The 18,365-nt window shown below is 68.1% G+C and carries 15 protein-coding genes and 1 pseudogene; 3 read left to right on the top strand and 13 right to left on the bottom strand.

The annotated features are described in order from the left end of the window. The first annotated feature begins 242 nt into the window (after positions 1 to 242). Both ABNX08_RS21080 and ABNX08_RS21075 read left to right on the top strand, forming a co-directional pair. The gene (locus tag ABNX08_RS21080; protein WP_022537090.1) at positions 243 to 917 is read left to right on the top strand and encodes a response regulator; all 675 of its coding nucleotides are present in this window, start codon (positions 243 to 245) and stop codon (positions 915 to 917) included. Positions 918 to 919: 2 nt separating this feature from the next. Then, positions 920 to 2,374, top strand: a complete 1,455-nt coding sequence (locus ABNX08_RS21075; protein WP_349605288.1) for a sensor histidine kinase N-terminal domain-containing protein — start codon at positions 920 to 922, stop codon at positions 2,372 to 2,374. Positions 2,375 to 2,376: 2 nt separating this feature from the next. On the opposite strand, the gene ABNX08_RS21070 is transcribed toward ABNX08_RS21075, so the two are convergent. The 10 genes and pseudogenes from ABNX08_RS21070 to tnpA form a co-directional block, all read right to left on the bottom strand. Then, positions 2,377 to 3,846: an NAD(P)/FAD-dependent oxidoreductase gene (locus tag ABNX08_RS21070; protein WP_022537087.1), complete on the bottom strand. Its 1,470-nt coding sequence runs from the start codon at positions 3,844 to 3,846 to the stop codon at positions 2,377 to 2,379. A 65-nt stretch (positions 3,847 to 3,911) separates the two neighbouring features. Next, a complete protein-coding gene (locus ABNX08_RS21065) occupies positions 3,912 to 4,808 on the bottom strand; it encodes a patatin-like phospholipase family protein (protein WP_349605289.1) in 897 nt (298 codons plus the stop codon). A 22-nt stretch (positions 4,809 to 4,830) separates the two neighbouring features. After that, a complete protein-coding gene (locus ABNX08_RS21060; protein WP_022537085.1) occupies positions 4,831 to 5,265 on the bottom strand; it encodes a PaaI family thioesterase in 435 nt (144 codons plus the stop codon). Positions 5,266 to 5,316: 51 nt separating this feature from the next. Then, positions 5,317 to 6,375, bottom strand: coding sequence for an AbrB family transcriptional regulator (locus tag ABNX08_RS21055; RefSeq protein ID WP_022537084.1), 1,059 nt, complete (start codon positions 6,373 to 6,375; stop codon positions 5,317 to 5,319). 125 nt (positions 6,376 to 6,500) lie between these two features. Beyond that, complete coding sequence (locus ABNX08_RS21050) at positions 6,501 to 8,015, bottom strand: tripartite tricarboxylate transporter permease (RefSeq protein ID WP_022537083.1); 1,515 nt, start codon at positions 8,013 to 8,015, stop codon at positions 6,501 to 6,503. 32 nt (positions 8,016 to 8,047) lie between these two features. Further along, positions 8,048 to 8,521 (bottom strand): tripartite tricarboxylate transporter TctB family protein, encoded by a 474-nt coding sequence (locus tag ABNX08_RS21045; protein WP_022537082.1) that lies wholly within the window; start codon positions 8,519 to 8,521, stop codon positions 8,048 to 8,050. A gap of 266 nt (positions 8,522 to 8,787) precedes the next feature. Next, entirely contained in the window at positions 8,788 to 9,756 is a 969-nt protein-coding gene (locus tag ABNX08_RS21040; RefSeq protein ID WP_022537081.1) for a tripartite tricarboxylate transporter substrate binding protein, read from the bottom strand. Positions 9,757 to 10,124: 368 nt separating this feature from the next. After that, positions 10,125 to 10,961, bottom strand: coding sequence for a ChaN family lipoprotein (locus tag ABNX08_RS21035; RefSeq protein ID WP_349605290.1), 837 nt, complete (start codon positions 10,959 to 10,961; stop codon positions 10,125 to 10,127). A gap of 11 nt (positions 10,962 to 10,972) precedes the next feature. Next, a pseudogene (locus ABNX08_RS21030) lies at positions 10,973 to 11,182 on the bottom strand (DUF2149 domain-containing protein); the annotation flags it as partial. A 77-nt stretch (positions 11,183 to 11,259) separates the two neighbouring features. Next, entirely contained in the window at positions 11,260 to 11,673 is a 414-nt protein-coding gene (gene tnpA / locus ABNX08_RS21025; RefSeq protein WP_374063612.1) for an IS200/IS605 family transposase, read from the bottom strand. Between the two features lie 22 nt (positions 11,674 to 11,695). Between tnpA and ABNX08_RS21020 the strand changes: the two genes are divergently transcribed. Beyond that, a complete protein-coding gene (locus tag ABNX08_RS21020) occupies positions 11,696 to 12,919 on the top strand; it encodes an RNA-guided endonuclease InsQ/TnpB family protein (protein ID WP_374063633.1) in 1,224 nt (407 codons plus the stop codon). A 123-nt stretch (positions 12,920 to 13,042) separates the two neighbouring features. Here the strand turns inward: ABNX08_RS21020 and ABNX08_RS21015 are convergent, their stop codons facing one another. From ABNX08_RS21015 to ABNX08_RS21005, 3 genes are all read right to left on the bottom strand, one after another. Continuing rightward, the gene (locus ABNX08_RS21015) at positions 13,043 to 13,636 is read right to left on the bottom strand and encodes a cobaltochelatase subunit CobN (RefSeq protein ID WP_349608378.1); all 594 of its coding nucleotides are present in this window, start codon (positions 13,634 to 13,636) and stop codon (positions 13,043 to 13,045) included. Between the two features lie 64 nt (positions 13,637 to 13,700). Further along, the gene (locus ABNX08_RS21010) at positions 13,701 to 16,898 is read right to left on the bottom strand and encodes an efflux RND transporter permease subunit (RefSeq protein WP_022537075.1); all 3,198 of its coding nucleotides are present in this window, start codon (positions 16,896 to 16,898) and stop codon (positions 13,701 to 13,703) included. A 3-nt stretch (positions 16,899 to 16,901) separates the two neighbouring features. Further along, positions 16,902 to 18,143 (bottom strand): efflux RND transporter periplasmic adaptor subunit, encoded by a 1,242-nt coding sequence (locus ABNX08_RS21005; RefSeq protein ID WP_022537074.1) that lies wholly within the window; start codon positions 18,141 to 18,143, stop codon positions 16,902 to 16,904. Positions 18,144 to 18,365 lie beyond the last annotated feature (222 nt).

Here is an 18,365-nt window from a genome sequence, read left to right as displayed (position 1 = left end):
GGACGGCACAGGAGCGGACGGCAGGGGCGGACGCGTGGGCACGGTGGTCGGAACGGAAAAACTGCCTGTGGAAAGGAGTGGGCGCGCTTGCATCGCGCGCCAGGACCGGCGGGGCGGAGGTATTATAGGCGCCCGCGGCGGGCGCGCTCCAGCGTGCTGAACCCTGTGTGGCGCCTCGTGCCACCTCGTGTACGGCCGCCGCAACCGACACAATAAACCCAACCGGCGGAGGAGGACCGGCAATGCGCATCCTGCTGGTGGAGGATGAAGTCGAACTGGCACGCTGGGTCGCCCGCGCGCTGGAGCAGGGCGGCTTCGTGATCGAGCACGTCGCCGACGGCCTGCAGGCCGAGGCGCGCTTGCAGGCCGAGGAATACGACGCGGTGGTGCTGGACCTGCGCCTGCCCGGCAAGGACGGGCTGGCCGTGCTCAAGTCCATGCGCGGGCGCGACGACCGCACCCCGGTGCTGATCCTGACCGCGCAGGACACGCTGGACGAACGCGTGCGCGGCCTGAACCTGGGCGCCGACGACTACCTACCCAAGCCCTTCGCCATCGCCGAGCTGGAAGCCCGGCTGCTGGCGCTGATCCGGCGCAGCCGCGGGCGCGCGCATCCGCGCCTGCAGTGCGGCACGCTGGTGTTCGACGGCGAGACCCGCAGCTTTACGCTGGACGGCGCGCCGCTGGCGCTGACGCCGCGCGAATCGACGCTGCTGGGTGCGCTGCTGGCACGCAGCGGCCAGCCGCTGACCAAGGCGCAGCTGCTCGACAAGGTGTTCTCGCTGGACGCCGACGTCTCGCCCGACGCCATCGAGGTGCTGGTCTACCGCCTGCGCAAGAAGCTGGCCGGGCACGGCGTCACCATCGTCACGCTGCGCGGCTTCGGCTACCTGCTGGAGCCCGAGGCCGGCCGCTAGCAATGTGGCCGCGCCATCCGGTCCTGCTGTGGCGCCGCGGCAGCCTGCGCCGCCAGTTGCTGTTGCTGCTGCTGCCGGCGCTGGCGGTGATGATGGCGATCGACACCTGGCTCACCTACGGCACGCTGCGCGACGCCGCCAACACGGCCTATGACCGCTCGCTGTACGGCTCGATCCGCGCCATCGACAACGCCATCGGCATGGCCGGCGACAGCATCCAGCTGACGCTGCCCGACGCCGCCATGGAGATGTTCGAGACCGCGGCGCAGACCCATGTGTTCTACCGCGTCTCGCTGGAACGCGCCGGCAGCATCGAAACCATCACCGGCTACGGCGACCTGCCGCTGCCCGCCGGCACGCTGGTGAACAACCAGCCGCGTTTCTACGACGCCGAATACCTGGGCGAGGCCGTGCGCATCGCCGCCATGGCGCGCCCCGTGTACCGGCCCGACGCGCGCATGCGCGTGATCATCCAGGTGGCCGAGACCGCCGAGCCCCGCACCGCGCTGATCGGCACGGTCTGGCGCAGCGCGCTGGCGCGCGACCTGCTGCTGATCGTACTGAGCGCGGCCATCCTGGTAGGTGGCGTCACCTACGTGCTGCGCCCGCTGGCGCGGGTACGCGATGACGTCGAGGCGCGCTCACCGGACGACCTGACGCCGCTCACCTTCGAGCGCGTACCGGCCGAAGTGCGGCCGCTGGTCGACGCGGTCAACCTGCACGTGTCGCGCTCGGCGGCCATGGCGCAGTCGCAGGCGCAGTTCATCGCCGATGCCGCGCACCAGTTGCGCACGCCGCTGGCGATCCTGAAGACGCAGGCCGAATACGCCGAGCGCCAGCTGCGCGCGCCCGACCCCGAAACCGCGCGCCAGGCCGCCGGCGAGGCGGTGGGCGGCATCGTCACCCAGCTCGAGCAGGCCGCGCGCCTGACCAACCAGCTGCTGGCGCTGGCGCGGGTACGCCAGCACCGCGGCGAATCCGCGCAGGAAGTCGACGCCATCGACATCATCGATGCCGTTGCCGTTGCGGAGCAGGTGGCGCTGGACTACCTGCCGCTGGCGCGCGGCAAGCAGCAGGACTTCGGCTGGGAACCGATGCCGGGGCTGAAACTGCCGGTGCGCGCCGACCCCGCGCTGCTGCGCGAGGCGCTCGCCAACCTGGTCCACAACGCGATCCAGTATTCGCCGCGGGGCAGCTGCATCACGTTGTCGGCCACGCGCGAAGACCAGACCGCCTGCCTGGTGGTCGAGGACGATGGGCCCGGCATCCCGGCGGAGGAGCGCGAGAAGGTGTTCGCGCGCTTCTACCGCCGCGTGGGCAATGCCGAGCCCGGCTCGGGGCTCGGGCTGGCAATCTCGCGCGAAATGGCCGCGCGCTTCGGCGGCACGGTGGAACTGGGCGAGGGCGCGCAGGGCACCGGCGTGCGTGCCGTGCTGAAGCTGCCCGTCGGCGAATAGCGCTAGCCGAAGAATTCCTCCGCCACCGTCGGATGCAGCTGCACCGTGGTCTGCAGGTGCGATTCACGCACCCCCAGCCGCAGTGCCACCGCCAGCGTCTGCACGATCTCGGGCGCGGCGTTGTCCATCAGGTGCGCGCCCAGCACGCGCCCGCTGCGCGCATTGAGCACCAGCTTGAACACGGACTGGTGCTGCGAGCCGCCGAAGCGGTTCTCCAGCGAGACAAAGCGTTTCACGACCGTGCGGACGCGATCGGGCTTGCCGGCGGCCTCGATCGCCTGCGCCTCGGTCAGGCCCACGGCGCCGATGGCCGGCTCGCAGAACACCGCGGTGGGCACGAAGTCGAAGTCCGCGCGATCGCCGCGCTTCCCGTACAGCCGGTCGGCCAGCCAACGGCCCTGCGCGGTGGCCACCGGGGTCAGGTGCAGGCCTTCGATGGCGTCCCCCAGCGCATAGATACCGCGCACGCTGCTGCGGAACTGCCGGTCGACGCGGATGCCGCCCTTGTCACCGAACTCGACGCCAAGGTCTTCCAGCCCCAGCCCCTGCACATTGGAAACGCGCCCGATCGCCGCCAGCGCCGCCTGCGCGCGCACCGCCTCGGTCTGGCCGGGGCGATCGGTGGGGCGGTAGCAGACTTCCACCGCGCCGTTGGCCTGGCTGAGCAGGTTCACCTCCGCATTCAGGTGCAGGCGCACGCCGCGCGCGGTCAGCGCATCGGCCAGCGCCGTGCCGATCTCGTGGTCGAAGCGCGGCAGCAGCCGGTCGCCGGCGACGATCAGGTCGACCTTGACGCCATAGCGCGACAGGATCGAGGCCTGCTCCACGCCGATATAGCCGCCGCCGATCACCGCGATCGAGCCCGGCACGGTCTGCCAGGTGAAGACGTCGTCGGAACTGGCGGCCAGTTCGCCGCCGGGGACTTCGAGCGCGCGCGGGCGCGCGCCGGTGGCGATCAGGATGCGGCGCGCGTGGATGGTCTCGTCGCCGACGCGCACTTCGTTCTTGCCGGTGACCAGTGCGTCGCCGCGCAGGATTTCCACGCCGGATTCGTGCAGGCGCTGGGTGTAGCCCGCGTTCAGCCGTGCGACCTCGGCGTTGACGCGCACGATGGCGTCGCGCCAGTCCTCATGCCCGCCGGTATGCGACAGGCAGCCCGACAAAATGGCTGCCCAGCTGGCGCCGTAGGACAGCATCTTCTTGGGCACGCAGCCGCGGTTGACGCAGGTGCCGCCGATGGCGTCGCGCTCGACCAGGATCACGCGCGCGCCGTGCGAGGCCGCGCGCCGCGCGCACGCCACGCCGCCGGAGCCGCCGCCGATCACGACCAGGTCCGCCTTGCGCACCCTATCGTTGCGACGGGCGCCACTGCCGCGGGCACGCGGCACCTGCTCCACCGGCGGCGCCGCGCTGACCTCGCGGGCACGCCGCGGCTCCCTGGTCCCCGCGGGGGTTGTCTGGCGCTTAGTCATCCATGCCTCCTGTCGCGGCACGCGGGCCGCATCGACAACGATCTGGCCGGCGCCACGCCACGAAGCTAGGCAGCCGGCCGCAATTCGGTATTCAGGATTGACGGCCACTCGCGCAGGAAGGTTTCCCCGTCGAGGCGGCCGAGCTCGTAGGCGTGCGTCATGGCATCGGGCCGGGTGTAGTCCCAGCTCGAGATCGGCACGCGCTGCGAGGGCTGCAGGTACAGGCGGCGCTGGCCGCCTTGCTCGAGTACGAAATGGCGCGGGCGCGGATACAGCCGCGTGACCAGCACCAGCACATTGCCCGGCGCGGCGTCGAGCGCGTCCACCGGCACGTTGTCCACCAGCCCGCCGTCGAGCACCGGGCGGCCGTCGCGGCGCAGCACCGGCGTGAACGGCGGCGTGGAGGACGACTGCAGCAGCAGGTCGGCCAGCTGCTCGGGCGAGCCGCAGTCCTGTGCGCGCACGAACTCCGACCGGAAACCAAGCTTGCGCCCCAGCCGCGGATGCAGCGTCTTGAGCACATGCTTGTCGATGTTGTACGCCAGCAGCCCCGCCGCCACCGCCTGGCGCGGGCCGCTCCAGCGCGGGATATGGGCCACGCCGATGCGGATTTCAGGCGCCTGCTGCAGGTGCGCCAGGCGCCCGTCGGCAAAGATCGTCAGCAGCGCGGTGCGGTAGATGCCGTAGTGCGGGAACACGCGCTCGTTGCGCAGCAGGTTGCCCCAGTAGGCATTGCGGCGGTTGTTGGACAGCACCTCGCGGTAGTAGTCCATGGTCTGGTGCGAGTCGTGCGCATAGACCATGCATGCCGTGGCGGCCCCGGCCGAGATGCCGGCGATCACGCGCGGGCGCAGCTGCAACTCGGGCGCGACCGTGTCCCACCAGCCCGCCTGCCACCAGCAGCGGTTGCCGCCGCCGGCGAAGACGACCTGGTCGAAGGGATTGGCGTGGCCGGAGCGCATCGCGATCTGGAAGGCGCGGTGCTCAGAGCAGGGCGTAGGTGGTGGTGGCCTGCACCGCCAGCTTGCCGTCCTTGCCGGTCAGTTCGAGCTCGCCGAACACCACGGTCTTGCCCAGGCGCAGCACGTTGGCGCGTACCAGCACGTCGCCATCGATCACCGGGCGCATGAAGTTGGTGGTCAGCGAGACCGTGGTCATCGGGCGGAAGGCGCCGAGCGCACTGGCGACCGCGACGATCATCGCGGTATCGGCCGCCGACATCAGCACCTGGCCGCAGACCACGCCGCCTGCATGGCGAAACGATTCGCTGAAGGGCAGGCGCAGTGTTACGCCTTGCGCATCGACGGCTTCGGCACGCAGGCCGAGCTGGCGTACCCAGGGGGCCAGCACGCGCTCCAGCGTGGCATCGATGTCGGCAAGGGTCAGCTGCGCTGGCGTGGCTACAACGGCTTCAGGCATTGGCAGTCCTTGTTCTGGCTGGCCGCACCGTAGCTGTCCTGTGGCGGACCTCTACTCTGTCTCCTCCGGCGCGACGCGATGTTTGAGGCAATGATACAGGGGCCCGGTGGCCAGCACCACGAAGGCCATCCGGATCACATGGAAGGCCGTCACCAGCGGCACGCCCAGCTCCAGCACCTTGGCGGTGATGCACATCTCGGCGATGCCGCCCGGCGTGGTACCGAGGATCACCGTGGCCGGGTGCGCGCCGGACAGCGCGGACAGCCCCCAGCCGAACAGCGCCGACACCGCCAGCGCCACCAGTGTGTAGAGCGCCACGCCCGACAGGAAGCGCGGCGCGGTATGCAGGAACTCGCGCGAGAAGCGCACGCCCAGCGACACACCGATCAGCAACTGGCCCGCACGGCTCATCCAGGTGGGAATGGCTGACAGCTCGACGCCGGACGCGGTCAGCACCGCCGCCGCCAGCAGCGTGCCGATCACGAACGGGTTGGGCATGTTCAGCCGCTGCATCAGCAGCGCCACGCCCAGCGTGATCGCGATCAGCGCCAGCAGCCCCGGCGCGCTGACCACGCGCGGGCCAGGGATATAGGGATCGAGCCCGTGGATGCCGCCGTACTGGAGGATCGCCGGCACCGTCACCACCACCATCAGCACCCGCAGCGAATGCGCCGCCGCCACCTGGTCGATGCGCGCACCGTTGCGCTCGGCCAGGTTGGCCATCTCGGAGGCGCCGCCAATGGCGGTGGAGAAGAACGCGGTCTTGAACGCCACCCCGGTGGTCCGCTGCAGCATCACCGCGCCGCCCGCGCCCAGCACCAGCGCGAACAGCGAGCCGGCAATGATGTAGGGCAGGAACTCCACCAGCCGCGCCACCACATCGGGCGTGAAATAGAGCCCGAGCGACGCGCCGATCACCCACTGGCCCGCATTGCGCGCCTGCGACGGCGCACGCAGGTCGGCCCCGGCCATGCGCGCGGCGGCCACGGCCAGCAGCGGGCCGATCATCCACGGCAGTGGGGTATGCAGCAGGCTGCAGAGCAGCGCGGCGGCCAGCCCCAGTGCCAGCGTGGGCACCGCGGACAGCCAGCGGTTGGTGGAAAGACTCATTGGTCAGCGGCCTGGCGCGGGGGCACCGGCGGCTTGTTGTTCTTGACGATGAAACGCAAGAGAGAAAGACAAGAGGCCCGACGCCAGGGCGTCGGGCCTCAGGAACTACCGCATGCTAACGCGCATCAGGCCGCGTTGTCAGCCTGCGCGTGCGCGGTGCTGCGTAACGCATGCCAGCGCAGCAGTCGCGGGATCACCACCACGGCCACGGTCAGCGCCAGGATGCTGGCCGAGATCGGCTGGCGCAGGAACAGGGTCCAGTCGCCCTGGCCGATCGACAACGCGTTGCGCAGCTGCTTCTCGGCCATCGGCCCCAGGATCATGCCGACGATCACCGGCGCGGTCGGGAAGTCGAAACGGCGCATCACCATGCCCAGCAGGCCGATCACGAACAGCAGCAGCAGGTCAAACCACGACTGGCGGATGCCATAGGCGCCCAGGCCCGCGAAGATCAGGATGCCGCCGTACAGCAGCGGCGTGGGCACGCGCAGCATGCGCACCCACAGGCCGATCGCCGGCAGGTTCAGCACCAGCAGCATCACGTTGCCGATATACAGCGAAGCCAGCAGGCCCCACACCAGGTCGCCCGAGGTCTGGAACAGCATCGGGCCCGGCTGCAGGTTGTAGTTCTGGAACGCGGCCAGCAGGATCGCGGTGGTGTTGGAGGTGGGGATGCCCAGCGTCAGCAGCGGCGCCAGCGTCGCGGTCACGGCGGCGTTGTTGGCGGCCTCGGGGCCGGCCACGCCTTCGATCGCGCCGACCTTGCCGAACTCTTCCTTGTGGTTCGACAGCTTCTTCTCGGACGCGTACGACAGGAAGGTCGGGATCTCGGCGCCGCCGGCGGGGATCAGCCCGAACGGGAAGCCGATGATGGTGCCGCGGATCCACGCCGGGATCGAGCGCTTCCAGTCCGACTTGTTCATGTGGATCGAACTGAGCTTGTTGAAGGTGCCCTCCGGCTGCGGGAAGAAGGCGTTGAACAGCGCCTCGCCCACGGCGAACAGGCCCACGGCGACGACCACGATGTCGATGCCGTCGTACAGCTCCTGCACGTTCATCGAGTAGCGCGTCTGGCCCGACAGCGAATCCATGCCGATCAGGCCGATGCCCAGGCCCAGGAACAGGGCGGTCATGCCGCGCAGCAGCGACGAACCCAGCACCGCCGAGACGGTGGTGAAGGCCAGCAGCATGATCATGAAGTACTCGCCCGGACCAAACTGCAGCGCCACGTCGGCCGCCACCGGCGCGAACATCGACAGCAGCACGGTGGCGATGGTGCCGGCCACGAACGAGCCGATCGCCGCGGTGGCCAGCGCCGGGCCGGCGCGGCCGTTCTTGGCCATCAGGTTGCCTTCCATGGCTGTCACCATGGTGGAAGACTCGCCCGGCGTGTTCATCAGGATCGAGGTGGTCGAGCCGCCGTACATCGCGCCGTAGTAGATGCCGGCGAACATGATCAGCGCGGCGGTGGGCTCCACCTTGGCGGTCAGCGGCAGCAGCATCGCCACCGTCAGGGCGGGGCCGATGCCCGGCAGCACGCCGATGGCGGTACCGAGGAAGCAGCCCACCAGGGCCCACATCAGGTTGATCGGCGTGATCGCGACGGCAAAGCCGTGCATCAGCTGGTTCAGGGTATCCATTCGAAGACTCCTTGCTGGACGGGCGAGCAGGCTCAGAAGCCGGCGATGGGCAGCAGCGGCAGGTTGATGCCGAGCAGGAATTCAAACAGCGCCCACATCGGCACCGTGATGCACAGGCCGATCAGCGCGTCGCGCACGATGCGGCGGCTGCCGTAGCCGCGTGCCACGCACACCATCAGCAGCGTGGAGGAAAACACGAAGCCGAGCGTGCCGATCAGCGCCATGTTCAGCAGCAGGCCGGCCGCCACCCACAGGAAGCCCTTGAAGTTGTGCGGGGCATTGGGCAGCTCGGCATCTTCCTCCGGCATGTTGCGGAAGCCGCCGCGCACGCCCTGCCAGGTCAGCAGCGCGCCGCACACGGCCAGGCCGATGGCGACCAGCGTGGGCACGAAGCGCGGCGACAGGCCGGCATAGCCCTCCTCACCGGAAATGCCGGCGAGGCCGAGGAAGAAGAACAGCGAGAGCGCCAGGACGGCAACGCCGATGGCAAGGTGCGAGGGTTTCATGGAGACTCCTTGGCCTTTGTCGCCAGCGAAGGGCGCTGGCGTCCGCGACGCTGGCTTTATATTGCCCGCGCGGCTGCGGGGCCCGGTGACATATGGTTGTAGTCGTCGGTATCGCAGGTGGACACCGGGCCCCGCGCCGTTCTTCCTGCCGCCGGGATCAGCCGGCGGGGTTGGCAGGCACGACAGGTAAAGCAGTGGATGCGGTTGGTACGGTATTGCAGGGTGCTGCCAGGGCGGACGCGCCGGCGTCAGCGCGCCCGCTGGTCTTACTTGGCGACGCCCAGCTCGCGCAGCGTGCCGCCCAGGCGGGCCGATTCGCTGTCGACGAACTTGCCGAACTCGTCGCCGGTCAGCAGGAACGGCGTCCAGTCATTCTTCTGCAGCGTGTCCTTCCAGGCCTTGCTCTCGGTGGCCTTGACCACGGCGTCGATCATGGCCTTGCGCTGGTCGGCGCTGATGCCGGGTGCGCCATACACGCCGCGCCAGTTGTAGATCTCGACGTTGACGCCCTGTTCCTTCAGGGTCGGGATGTCGGCGGTGCGGTCCTTGGAGGTCACCGCCAGCGCGCGCATCTTGCCGCTCTTGATAAAGGGCAGGAACTCGGACACGCCCGCGATGCCGACCGTCACGTGGCCGCCCATGATCGAGGCCGAGGCTTCGCCGCCGCCCTGGAAGGGCACGTAGTTGATCTTCTTCGGGTCGACGCCGCTTTCCTTGGCGACCAGGCCGGCCAGGATGTGGTCGATCGAACCCTTGGAGCCGCCGCCCCAGCTGACGCTGCCCGGGTTGGCCTTGAGCTGCGTGGTCAGGTCCTTGATCGACTTGATCGGCGAGCTGGCCGGCACGGTGATGACCATGGTGTCGGCAAACAGGCGCGCGATCGGCGTGGCGTTCTTCAGCGTGACCGGCGGCTTGTTGGTCTCGATCGCGCCGACCATCACCGCGCCCACCACCATCAGCGCATTGGGATTGCCCTTGTCGGTGTTGACGAACTGGGTCAGGCCGATGGTGCCGCCGGCGCCGCCCTTGTTGTCGTATGAAGCGGTCTTGGCCTGGCCCGCGGCGATCATGGCCGCGCCCAGCGAACGGCCGGTCTGGTCATAGCCGCCGCCGGGATTGGCGCCGATCATGAACTTGACGCTGTCCAGCGCAAAGGCGGGCGCGGCGGCAACGGTGGCGGCAACGGCAGCCGATGCCATCACGGCATGGGCCAATCGGGAAATCGAACGACGCATAGCGGTCTCCTTGGTAGTACCGGTGATCGCCATGGCAGCCGGCTGGCAGCCGCGATCCGACCCGGGGATTCCGGCGGCAGCCAGTGCGTTGCAAGCGGACGGGAACACAGCGAGGCGGCTGCGCGAGAAGGGCGCAGTGCCGGTTGTTGTCTCCTGTCCGGCGCGGCGGGGCGTGGCCGGAACTGTTCTTGGACTTTTGGTGAACATCAGACCGGGGTTACCGGTCATGGGGCGGATTCTAGGACGTGGAAACTGTCAAAAGGCTGTCAAAAGGGGGGAGAAGGGGTCGGGGTTTACGTGGATAGCGAGGCCTGGCTTGGCTTTGCGGGTGACAGGCGCGGTCGCCGGGTGCCCGCCGGCGCGCCCAATTACCCCGCCGGCTTCGCCTGCAAACACGGATCCTTCCGCGCCACCGCCGGCACCACCACCGCCATATCGAATTCCCAATCCCCCGGCGGGCTTTCCACATACCCCACGCTGAGCACCTTGCCCGCATCCGCCGCCAGCCAGCGCGGCACGCCGATATCGCGCCGCACATGCCCGTTGCCGGCGACGAGCACCGCGCCGCGCTGCGCATGGGGACGCAACACCTGCGCCATTACCGCATCGCGCGCCGCCTGCGCCGACAGCATGCCGGGCAGCATGGCCTTGGGGAAGTTGCCACAGTGGCCGCGATCCAGCACCGCGGTCTGTGCTGAAACGAGGTCGGGTGGCAGTGCGCCGTCCAGGCCGAGCTGCCTGCGCTCGTCCGCCGAGAAGAGCCCGTCCAGCCCGCCGCGCACGATCTTGCCCGCATCGGCCCGCGACAGGTTGGCGGCCACCAGCGGCAGGTCGTACTGCAGCGCCAGCGCCACCACCGGGCGGTACAGCGGCCATTGCCAGGCGCCGCCGCCAGCCTGGGCGATCAAGTAGTCGGCGTCGCGCGGGCGCTCGCGGCGGGCGCGCTCGATATCGGCCTGGCGCTCGCGGTCAAACTGCTCCATGGCGATGGCGGGGCGCCAGCCCAGCTCGACGGCGCGCTTGAGGGCAGCCAGCCGCTGCTGCTGCGCCGCGGCGTTGTCGTGGACTTCGCCCAGCAGCACATAGGACTTGCCGGTGAAGGCGGCGCTGACGGCGTCGGGCGCGGGCGCCGTGGATGCGCAGCCGGCGGCGAGCACGGTGACGGTGGCGGCAAGCATGCCCATAACGCGCAAACGGAATGACATCACGCAGCTCCTTATTTCGTCTGAGTCGTCGGGGCGGCGGCCTGCTGTCCCGGTTGCTCCGGCACATACACCATCGACCCGTCCTTCAACCGGTACGCCACCCCGGCCTTGATGCCGTCGCCGCTGCCGACCTGCCCGCTGGCCTGGTAGCGCACCACCTTCTCGCCCTGGCGCGACACGATCTCCATGTTCGGCTTGCCCGGGTTGGTGATGATGGTGACCCAGTGCGCGGCAAGCCCCGCCACTCATGGTGGGGAAGGATAGCGCGGACGGCGTAGCCGTCCTTGCTGTTGGTTTTTCAGTGTGGGGTCTGCTGTTGTTCGATGTACTGGCGCACGATGGCGATCGGTGCGCCGCCACAGGATGATGCGAAGTAGGAAGGCGACCACAGCACGCCCTTCCAGTAGCGTTTCTGGATGTCGGGTCTTTCCTTGCGCAGCAGGCGGCTGGACACGCCCTTGAGGCTGTTCACCAGATTCGACACCGCGACCTTTGGCGGGTACTCCACCAGCAGGTGAACGTGATCGTCCTCGCCGTCCATCTCGATCAAGTTCGCCTCGAAGTCGGCGCATACCTTGTCGAAGATGGCGTGCAGCCGTTTGATGGCGTCGCCGTCGAACACTCTGCGGCGGTATTTCGCCACGAAGACCAAATGGACGTGCATCTTGAAAACACAGTGTCTTCCGTGTCTAATATCGTTGTCATCGCTCATAGGCCAAGAGTATGATTGAGCCATGCAGCGACTTCAAGCCTACAAGTACGAACTGATGCCGACCGGCGAGCAGCAACGCAACATGCGTCGCTTTTCTGGTTCGTGCCGGTTCGTCTTCAACAAGGCACTGGCGTTGCAGAAGGCTCGTTACGAGCAAGGCGAGAAGAAGCACGGCTACGCCGGACTGTGCAAGCTGCTCACCGAGTGGCGCAACAGCACGGAAACCGCATGGCTGGCCGATGCGCCGGTTCATCCGCTGCAACAGACGCTCAAAGATTTGGAGCGGGCCTACGGCAACTTCTTTGCCAAGCGGGCCGACTTTCCGCGCTTCAAGAAGAAGGGCCAGGGCGACAGTTTCCGCTATCCCGACCCCAAGCAAATCAAGCTCGACCAGGCCAGCAGCCGCCTGTTTTTGCCCAAGCTGGGCTGGCTACGATACCGCAACAGCCGGAAGGTGCTGGGGGTGGTGAAGAACGTCACAGTCAGGCAGTCCTGCGGCAAGTGGTTCGTGTCGATCCAGACCGAGCGTGAGGTCGAACAGCCGGTGGCACAGGCCGCGAGCGCGGTTGGCATCGACATGGGTGTTGCCCGGTTCGCCACGCTTTCGGACGGGACGTTCTACGCCCCGCTCAATTGTTTCAAGCGGCAAGAGGCCGCGCTGCGCAAAGCGCAGCAGGCGATGAGCCGCAAGAAGAAGTTCAGCAGCAACTGGAAGAAGGCGAAAGCCCGCGTCCAGCGCATCCATTCCCGCATCGGCAATGCCCGCCGCGACTACCTCCACAAGTGCTCCACCACGATCAGCCAAAACCACGCGATGGTGTGTATCGAGGACTTGCAGGTACGGAATATGTCCAGGTCGGCGGCAGGCAGCACCGAACAGCCGGGTAAGCAGGTTCAGGCCAAGTCCGGCCTGAACAAAGCCATCCTCGATCAAGGCTGGTTCGAGTTCCGCCGCCAACTGGACTACAAGCTGGCTTGGAACGGTGGCTATCTCATCGCCGTGCCACCGCAGAACACGAGCCGCACCTGTCCGTGCTGCGGCCATGTCTCGGCAGACAACCGCCAGACGCAAGCCCGGTTCGAGTGCGTGGAATGCGGTTTCGAGGAAAATGCCGATGTGGTCGGCGCGATCAATGTTCTAAGGGCGGGACACGCCCGGTTAGCCTGTGAAGTGAACGCTGCGGTAGCGGCGTCAGCATCAGGAACCCACCGAAGCGACTCAGGGGCGGCTCAATGCCGCGTCTGAGCGCCGTAGGAATCTCCGGCCTTCAGGTCGGGGAGGATGTCAAGTCGTCATGCGTGAACGGGTTGGCCGGATTCTGCGCGATCGCCACCAACAGCGCGGCGATCACCACCAGGAACACGTCGATCAGGTTGACGGTGTCGAGGAATGGAAGTAGCGCGTGCGCAGTTCGCTGGCAAGGAAGCCGGTGGCGGTCTCGGTGCGCGCGTTGTTCGCATCGCGCAGGTTGGAGATCAACAGCTCCGGCGCCTTGCCGGTCAGGTACCGCACTGCCAGGCCGATACCGCCCAGGTACTGGAAGGGATCGTCGGTGGTCAGCATACCGTACAGGTTGGCGCTGCGCGCCAGCAGCGCGGCATCGACGCCCTTCAGGTTCTCGGCATAGAGGTTGACCTGCGGCAGCGCCTCGCCCCAGTGCTGTTCGTCGGGGCCGTAGGCGTACTGCATGCGCGCGAGGTAGAGCTTCGCATCGGCTTCTCTCCCGCTGCCGAAGGTATCGGTGGCCATGGTGGCGTCGTTCAGGCCGGTGCCGTAGTTGCCCGATTCGCTGGCGAAGATGCGCGTGACCGCCAAGGCATCGAGGCGATCGGCAGGGACGTTGAGCTTCGCCAGCCGTTCGCGCACGGCGCGCGTGTTGGCGGCGACCACGTTGTCGGGCTCCGGCTGCGCGGCGGCGACTTTCACCGCTTCGGCCAGCCACTTCATCAGCGACCCTTGCAAACGCGCCCTTCTCCCGCAAGCGGGAAAGGGGAACAAACCCGCAGCGGGCAGGACGCAGCAGGCCTCAGCGCTGATGCACCGTCTCGCCCGGCGCCTTCTCCGGCAGCTTGTTGCCTTCCGAATCGATCTGCAACGGCCCGGTGCCGGAGAACCGGTCCAGCGCCAGGTAGATCACCGGCGTGATGAACAGCGTGATCACCTGCGAGAACAGGAGGCCGCCCACCACGGCCAGGCCCAGCGGCTGCCGCAACTCGGCGCCGGCACCAAGGCCCAGCGCCAGCGGCAACGCCCCCATCACCGCCGCAAAAGTCGTCATCATGATCGGCCTGAACCGCAGCAGGCACGCCTGCCGGATCGCCTTTGCCGGCGTCATGCCTTGCTCGCGCTGCGCCGCCAGCGCGAAGTCGATCATCATGATCGCGTTCTTCTTGACGATGCCGATCAGCATCAGCACGCCGATCACTGCGATCAGCGACAGCTCGACATTGAAGATAAACAGCGTCAGCAACGCGCCCACCGCCGCCGAGGGCAAACCTGCCAGGATCGTCAGCGGGTGGATATAGCTCTCGTACAGCACGCCCAGCAGCGTATAGATCACCGCGATGGCCGCCACCAGCAGCACGATCTGCGTGGCCTGCGACGACTGGAACACCGCCGCGTCACCGCCCCAGCTGGTGAAGATCGAGGTCGGCATGGCGATCTCCTGCCGGTAGCGGTCGATGCGCGACGACGCATCGCCCAGCGCCGCGCCCGGTGCCAGGTTGAACGACACCGTCACCGAAGGCAGCTGCCCCTGGTGGTTGACCGCGATTGGCCCGACCCGGCGCTCGGTGGTGGCGAAGGCGGAGATCGGCACCATCTGGCCGGTCTTGCTGCGCACGTAGAGCTTGGCGAACGCGGTCTCGTCGACGCGGTCGATATCGGCCGCCTGCAGGATCACGTAGTAGTTGTCGATCGGCGTATAGATGGTCGACACCTGCCGCTCGCCGAACGCGGAATACAGCGCGGTGCGCACGTCCTGCATCTGCACGCCGAGCGCATTGGCCTTGTCGCGGTCGATCGACAGGTGCGCCTCCAGGCCCGACTGCTGCGAATCGCTGGTGACGTCGCGGAAGATCGGGTCGGCGCGCATCTTCGCCATCAGCTGGTCGGAGAAGTTCTGCAGCTGGCCGGCCTTCACGCTCTGCAGCGTGTACTGGTAGCGGCTCTTGCTCTGGCGCCCGCCGAGCTGGAGGTTCTGCACCGGCGCAAAGTAGACCGCCAGGCCGGGCACGCCGGCGACGTCGCGTCGCAGCGACTCGATCACCTTGGGCATGGCGTCGCGATCGCCGCGCGGCTTGAGCTCGACGAACATGCGGCCGGTGTTGATCGCTGGCGACGGGCCGCCGCCGATGGCGACCACGATGCTCTTCACCGCCGGGTTGGCGCGCATGCGCTCGGCGGCGTCGCGCAGGCGCTCGGCCATGGCGTCGAAGGAAATGTCCTGCGGACCTTCCGCGTTGACGCGGATCTGGCCGATGTCTTCCTCGGGGAAGAAGCCCTTGGGGATGGTGATGAACAGCACCGCGGTCAGCACGAAGGTCAGCCCTGCGACCGCCAGTACCGTGCGGCGGTGCGCGAGGCACCAGTCCAGCCCGCGCGCATATCGGTGCAGCGTGAACTCGAACAGGTTCTCGAACCACTGCGTGGAGCGCATGCCGAAGGTCTGCTTCTGCACGATGGCAGGCTGCGCCGACGCGTGGTCGCCGTAGGCATGGTGCGATTCATCCACCGGCACGTTCTCGGCCGACAGGAAACGCGCACACAGCATCGGGATCAGCGTCAGCGACACCAGCGCCGACACCAGGATCGCCAGCGACACCACCGCGGCAAATTCATGGAACAACAGCCCGATCACGCCCGGCATGAAGAAGATCGGGATAAACACCGCCACCAGCGAAATCGAGATCGACAGGATGGTGAAGCCCATCTCGCGCGAGCCCACCAGCGCGGCCTTCAGCGGCGGCACGCCTTCCTCGATATGGCGCACGATGTTCTCGAGCATCACGATGGCATCGTCAACCACCAGGCCCACGGCGAGCGTGATCGCCAGCAGCGAGACGTTGTCCAGGCTGTAGCCGAAGGCCTTCATCAGCGCCACCGTGCCGATCAGCGAGATCGGCAGTGACACGGTGGGGATCAGCGTGGCCGCGGCACGGCGCAGGAACAGGAAGATCACCATCACCACCAGCGCCACGGTCAGCGCCAGCGTGAACTGCACGTCGTGGATCGATTCGCGGATCGAGCGCGAGCGGTCGTTGACCACCGACACGCTGACCGAGCCCGGCATCTGGTGGATCAGGCGGGGCAGGGCGGCGTTGATCGAATCGACCACCGCCACGGTGTTGGCGTCGGGCTGGCGCAGCACGGCCAGCACGATCGAGCGCTCGTTGTTGAGCCAGCTGCCGGTCTTGATGGTCTCGACGCTGTCCTCGACCTCGGCCACGTCAGAGAGCCGCACCAGCGCGCCGTTGGGCTGGCTGGCGACGATGATGTTGCGGAAGGCGTCGGCGCTGGTCAGCTGCCGGTTGGCCTGGATGGTCAGGGTCTGGCGCGCGCTGTCGAGCGTGCCCACCGGCGTATTGGCGTTGGCGCGATTCAGCGCCGTGGCCAACTCATCCAGCGTCAGGCCGCGCGCGGCGAGCGCGTCGGGGTGGGCGCGCACGCGCACGGCAAAGCGCTTCTGCCCGAAGATCTGCACCTGCGCCACGCCCGGCAGCGTGGCCAGCGTGGGCGAGATCAGGTTGTCGCCGAAGGCATTCAGGTCCGCCAGGCTCATTGCCGGGGAATTGATCGCCAGCAGCAGCACGGGCGCGTCGGCCGGATTGACCTTGCGGTACGACGGCGGGACGGTCATCTCGATCGGCAGCGAACGCTGCGCGCGGAACAGCGCCGCCTGCACGTCCACGGCCGCGTCGTCGATATCGCGGTCGTTGTTGAATTCGATGGTGATGCTGGAGTTGCCGAGCGTGTTCTGCGAGCTGATCACCGTCACGCCGGGGATGGTCGCGAACTGCTTTTCCAGCTGCGTGGCGACCGATGCGGCCATGGTCTCCGGGCTGGCGCCGGGCAGCGTCGCGGTGACCTGGATCACCGGCGAGTTGAAGCTGGGCAGCGCGGCGATCGGGATGGTCGGGTACAGCACGATGCCGGTGACCACCACGGCCAGGCACAGCAGCACCGTCATCACCGGACGGCGGATACAGAGTTCCGAGAGCGTCATGGCTCAGTGCCCCGCTGCGCCGTTGGCCGTGCGGGACGCGGCGGCGGCCGACGCCCCTGCGGCGGGCGCCTCGCGCACCAGCGCGCCGGGGCGCAGGTTCTGCGTGCCTTCCACCACCACGCGGGCCCCGGGCTGCACGCCCTCGACCACGGCGGCGGCGGCGGTGGTGGTCACCACCTGCACCGGCACGCGCGCGACCTTGCTGTCGGGCTGGACCACGTAGACGAAGCGGCCTTCGGGTCCGGTCACCACCGCCTGCGGCGGCACCGACAGCGCGCCCTTCAGGGTCTGCACCACGGCGCTCACAGTGGCGTAGGTGCCGGGCCACAGCCGCTGCTCGTCATTGTCGAACTGCGCCTTGACGCGGATGGTGCCATATTGCGGATCGACGGTGTTATCCACAAAGGTGATCTTGCCGGTCACCGGGGTCTTGCTGCCGTCGTTGGGCTGCGCGGTGACCTGCACCGGGCCGGCCCGCATTGCTTCGCGCAGCGCGGCCAGTTGCCGCTCGGGCAGGGTGAAGGTCACGGCGATCGGCTGCACTTGGGCGACGGTGACCATCGGCACGGTGCTGCCGGGCATCACCAGCGAGCCCGGGAAGGCGTTGATCACGCCGGTGCGCCCGCTGATGGTGGCGCGGATCACGCCGTAGCTGATCGCCACGCGGCTGGCTTCGATCGCGGCCTGGTCGGCGCGCACGGTGGCGGCAAAGCCGTCGACCTTGGCCTGGGCGGTGTCGACCGCGCTCTTCGAAATGAAGTTGCGCTCGAGCAGCTCCTGGCTGCGCGCCAGCGTGCGACGGGCATCGGCCAGGTCGGCCTGATCCTTCAGCAGCTGGGCCTGGGCCTTGGCCAGGTTGGCCTCGTCCATGCGGGTGTCGAGCGAGAACAGCAGGTCGCCCGGCCTGACCGTCTGGCCTTCCTTGATATGCACCGTGCGCACCGTGCTGGATACCTGCGGGCGCACGTCAACCGTGGATAACGCGGTGACATTGCCGTTGGCCGAGACCTGCAGCGGCACGTCGCCCTGCTGCACCCGCGCGGTGGACACCACCACGGCGGCAGGCGCCTTGGGCTCCGGCTTGGGCGCGAGCCAGGTGCGCCAGGCCAGCCAGCCAAGGCCGGCTATCACCAGCACCACGGCCACCATCCCCCACGGCGATACACGGCCGCGCCCGGTCCCGGCAGCCGCACTCCAGTTGCTGTCGACGAAGCCCTTGGGCTGGTCGATCCTGTCAGTTTTCATGTTTTGTGGACCCTCTGCACCCGACTTCGCGCCACTCCCCGTGACCCGCCCGGCTTGTTGTCATGACATGCCGCCGGTGCGTGTTGCGCAAAGACTCTACTAGTACCGCGCTTCGCCGCCCGGGGCCAGCGCCGCGTATTACAGTCCGTTACAGGACCTGCAAGGGTCGGGTGACGGGACGGCGCCAGCAAACGCCGTCCGGACCACGGAGGAGGCCGGGGA

The sequence above is a fragment of the Cupriavidus sp. DF5525 genome (genome assembly GCF_040149425.2).
Taxonomy (GTDB): domain Bacteria; phylum Pseudomonadota; class Gammaproteobacteria; order Burkholderiales; family Burkholderiaceae; genus Cupriavidus; species Cupriavidus pickettii_A.
The sequence above is the reverse complement of the archived record's forward strand: the minus strand, read 5'-3'. Positions and strand labels throughout refer to the sequence as shown.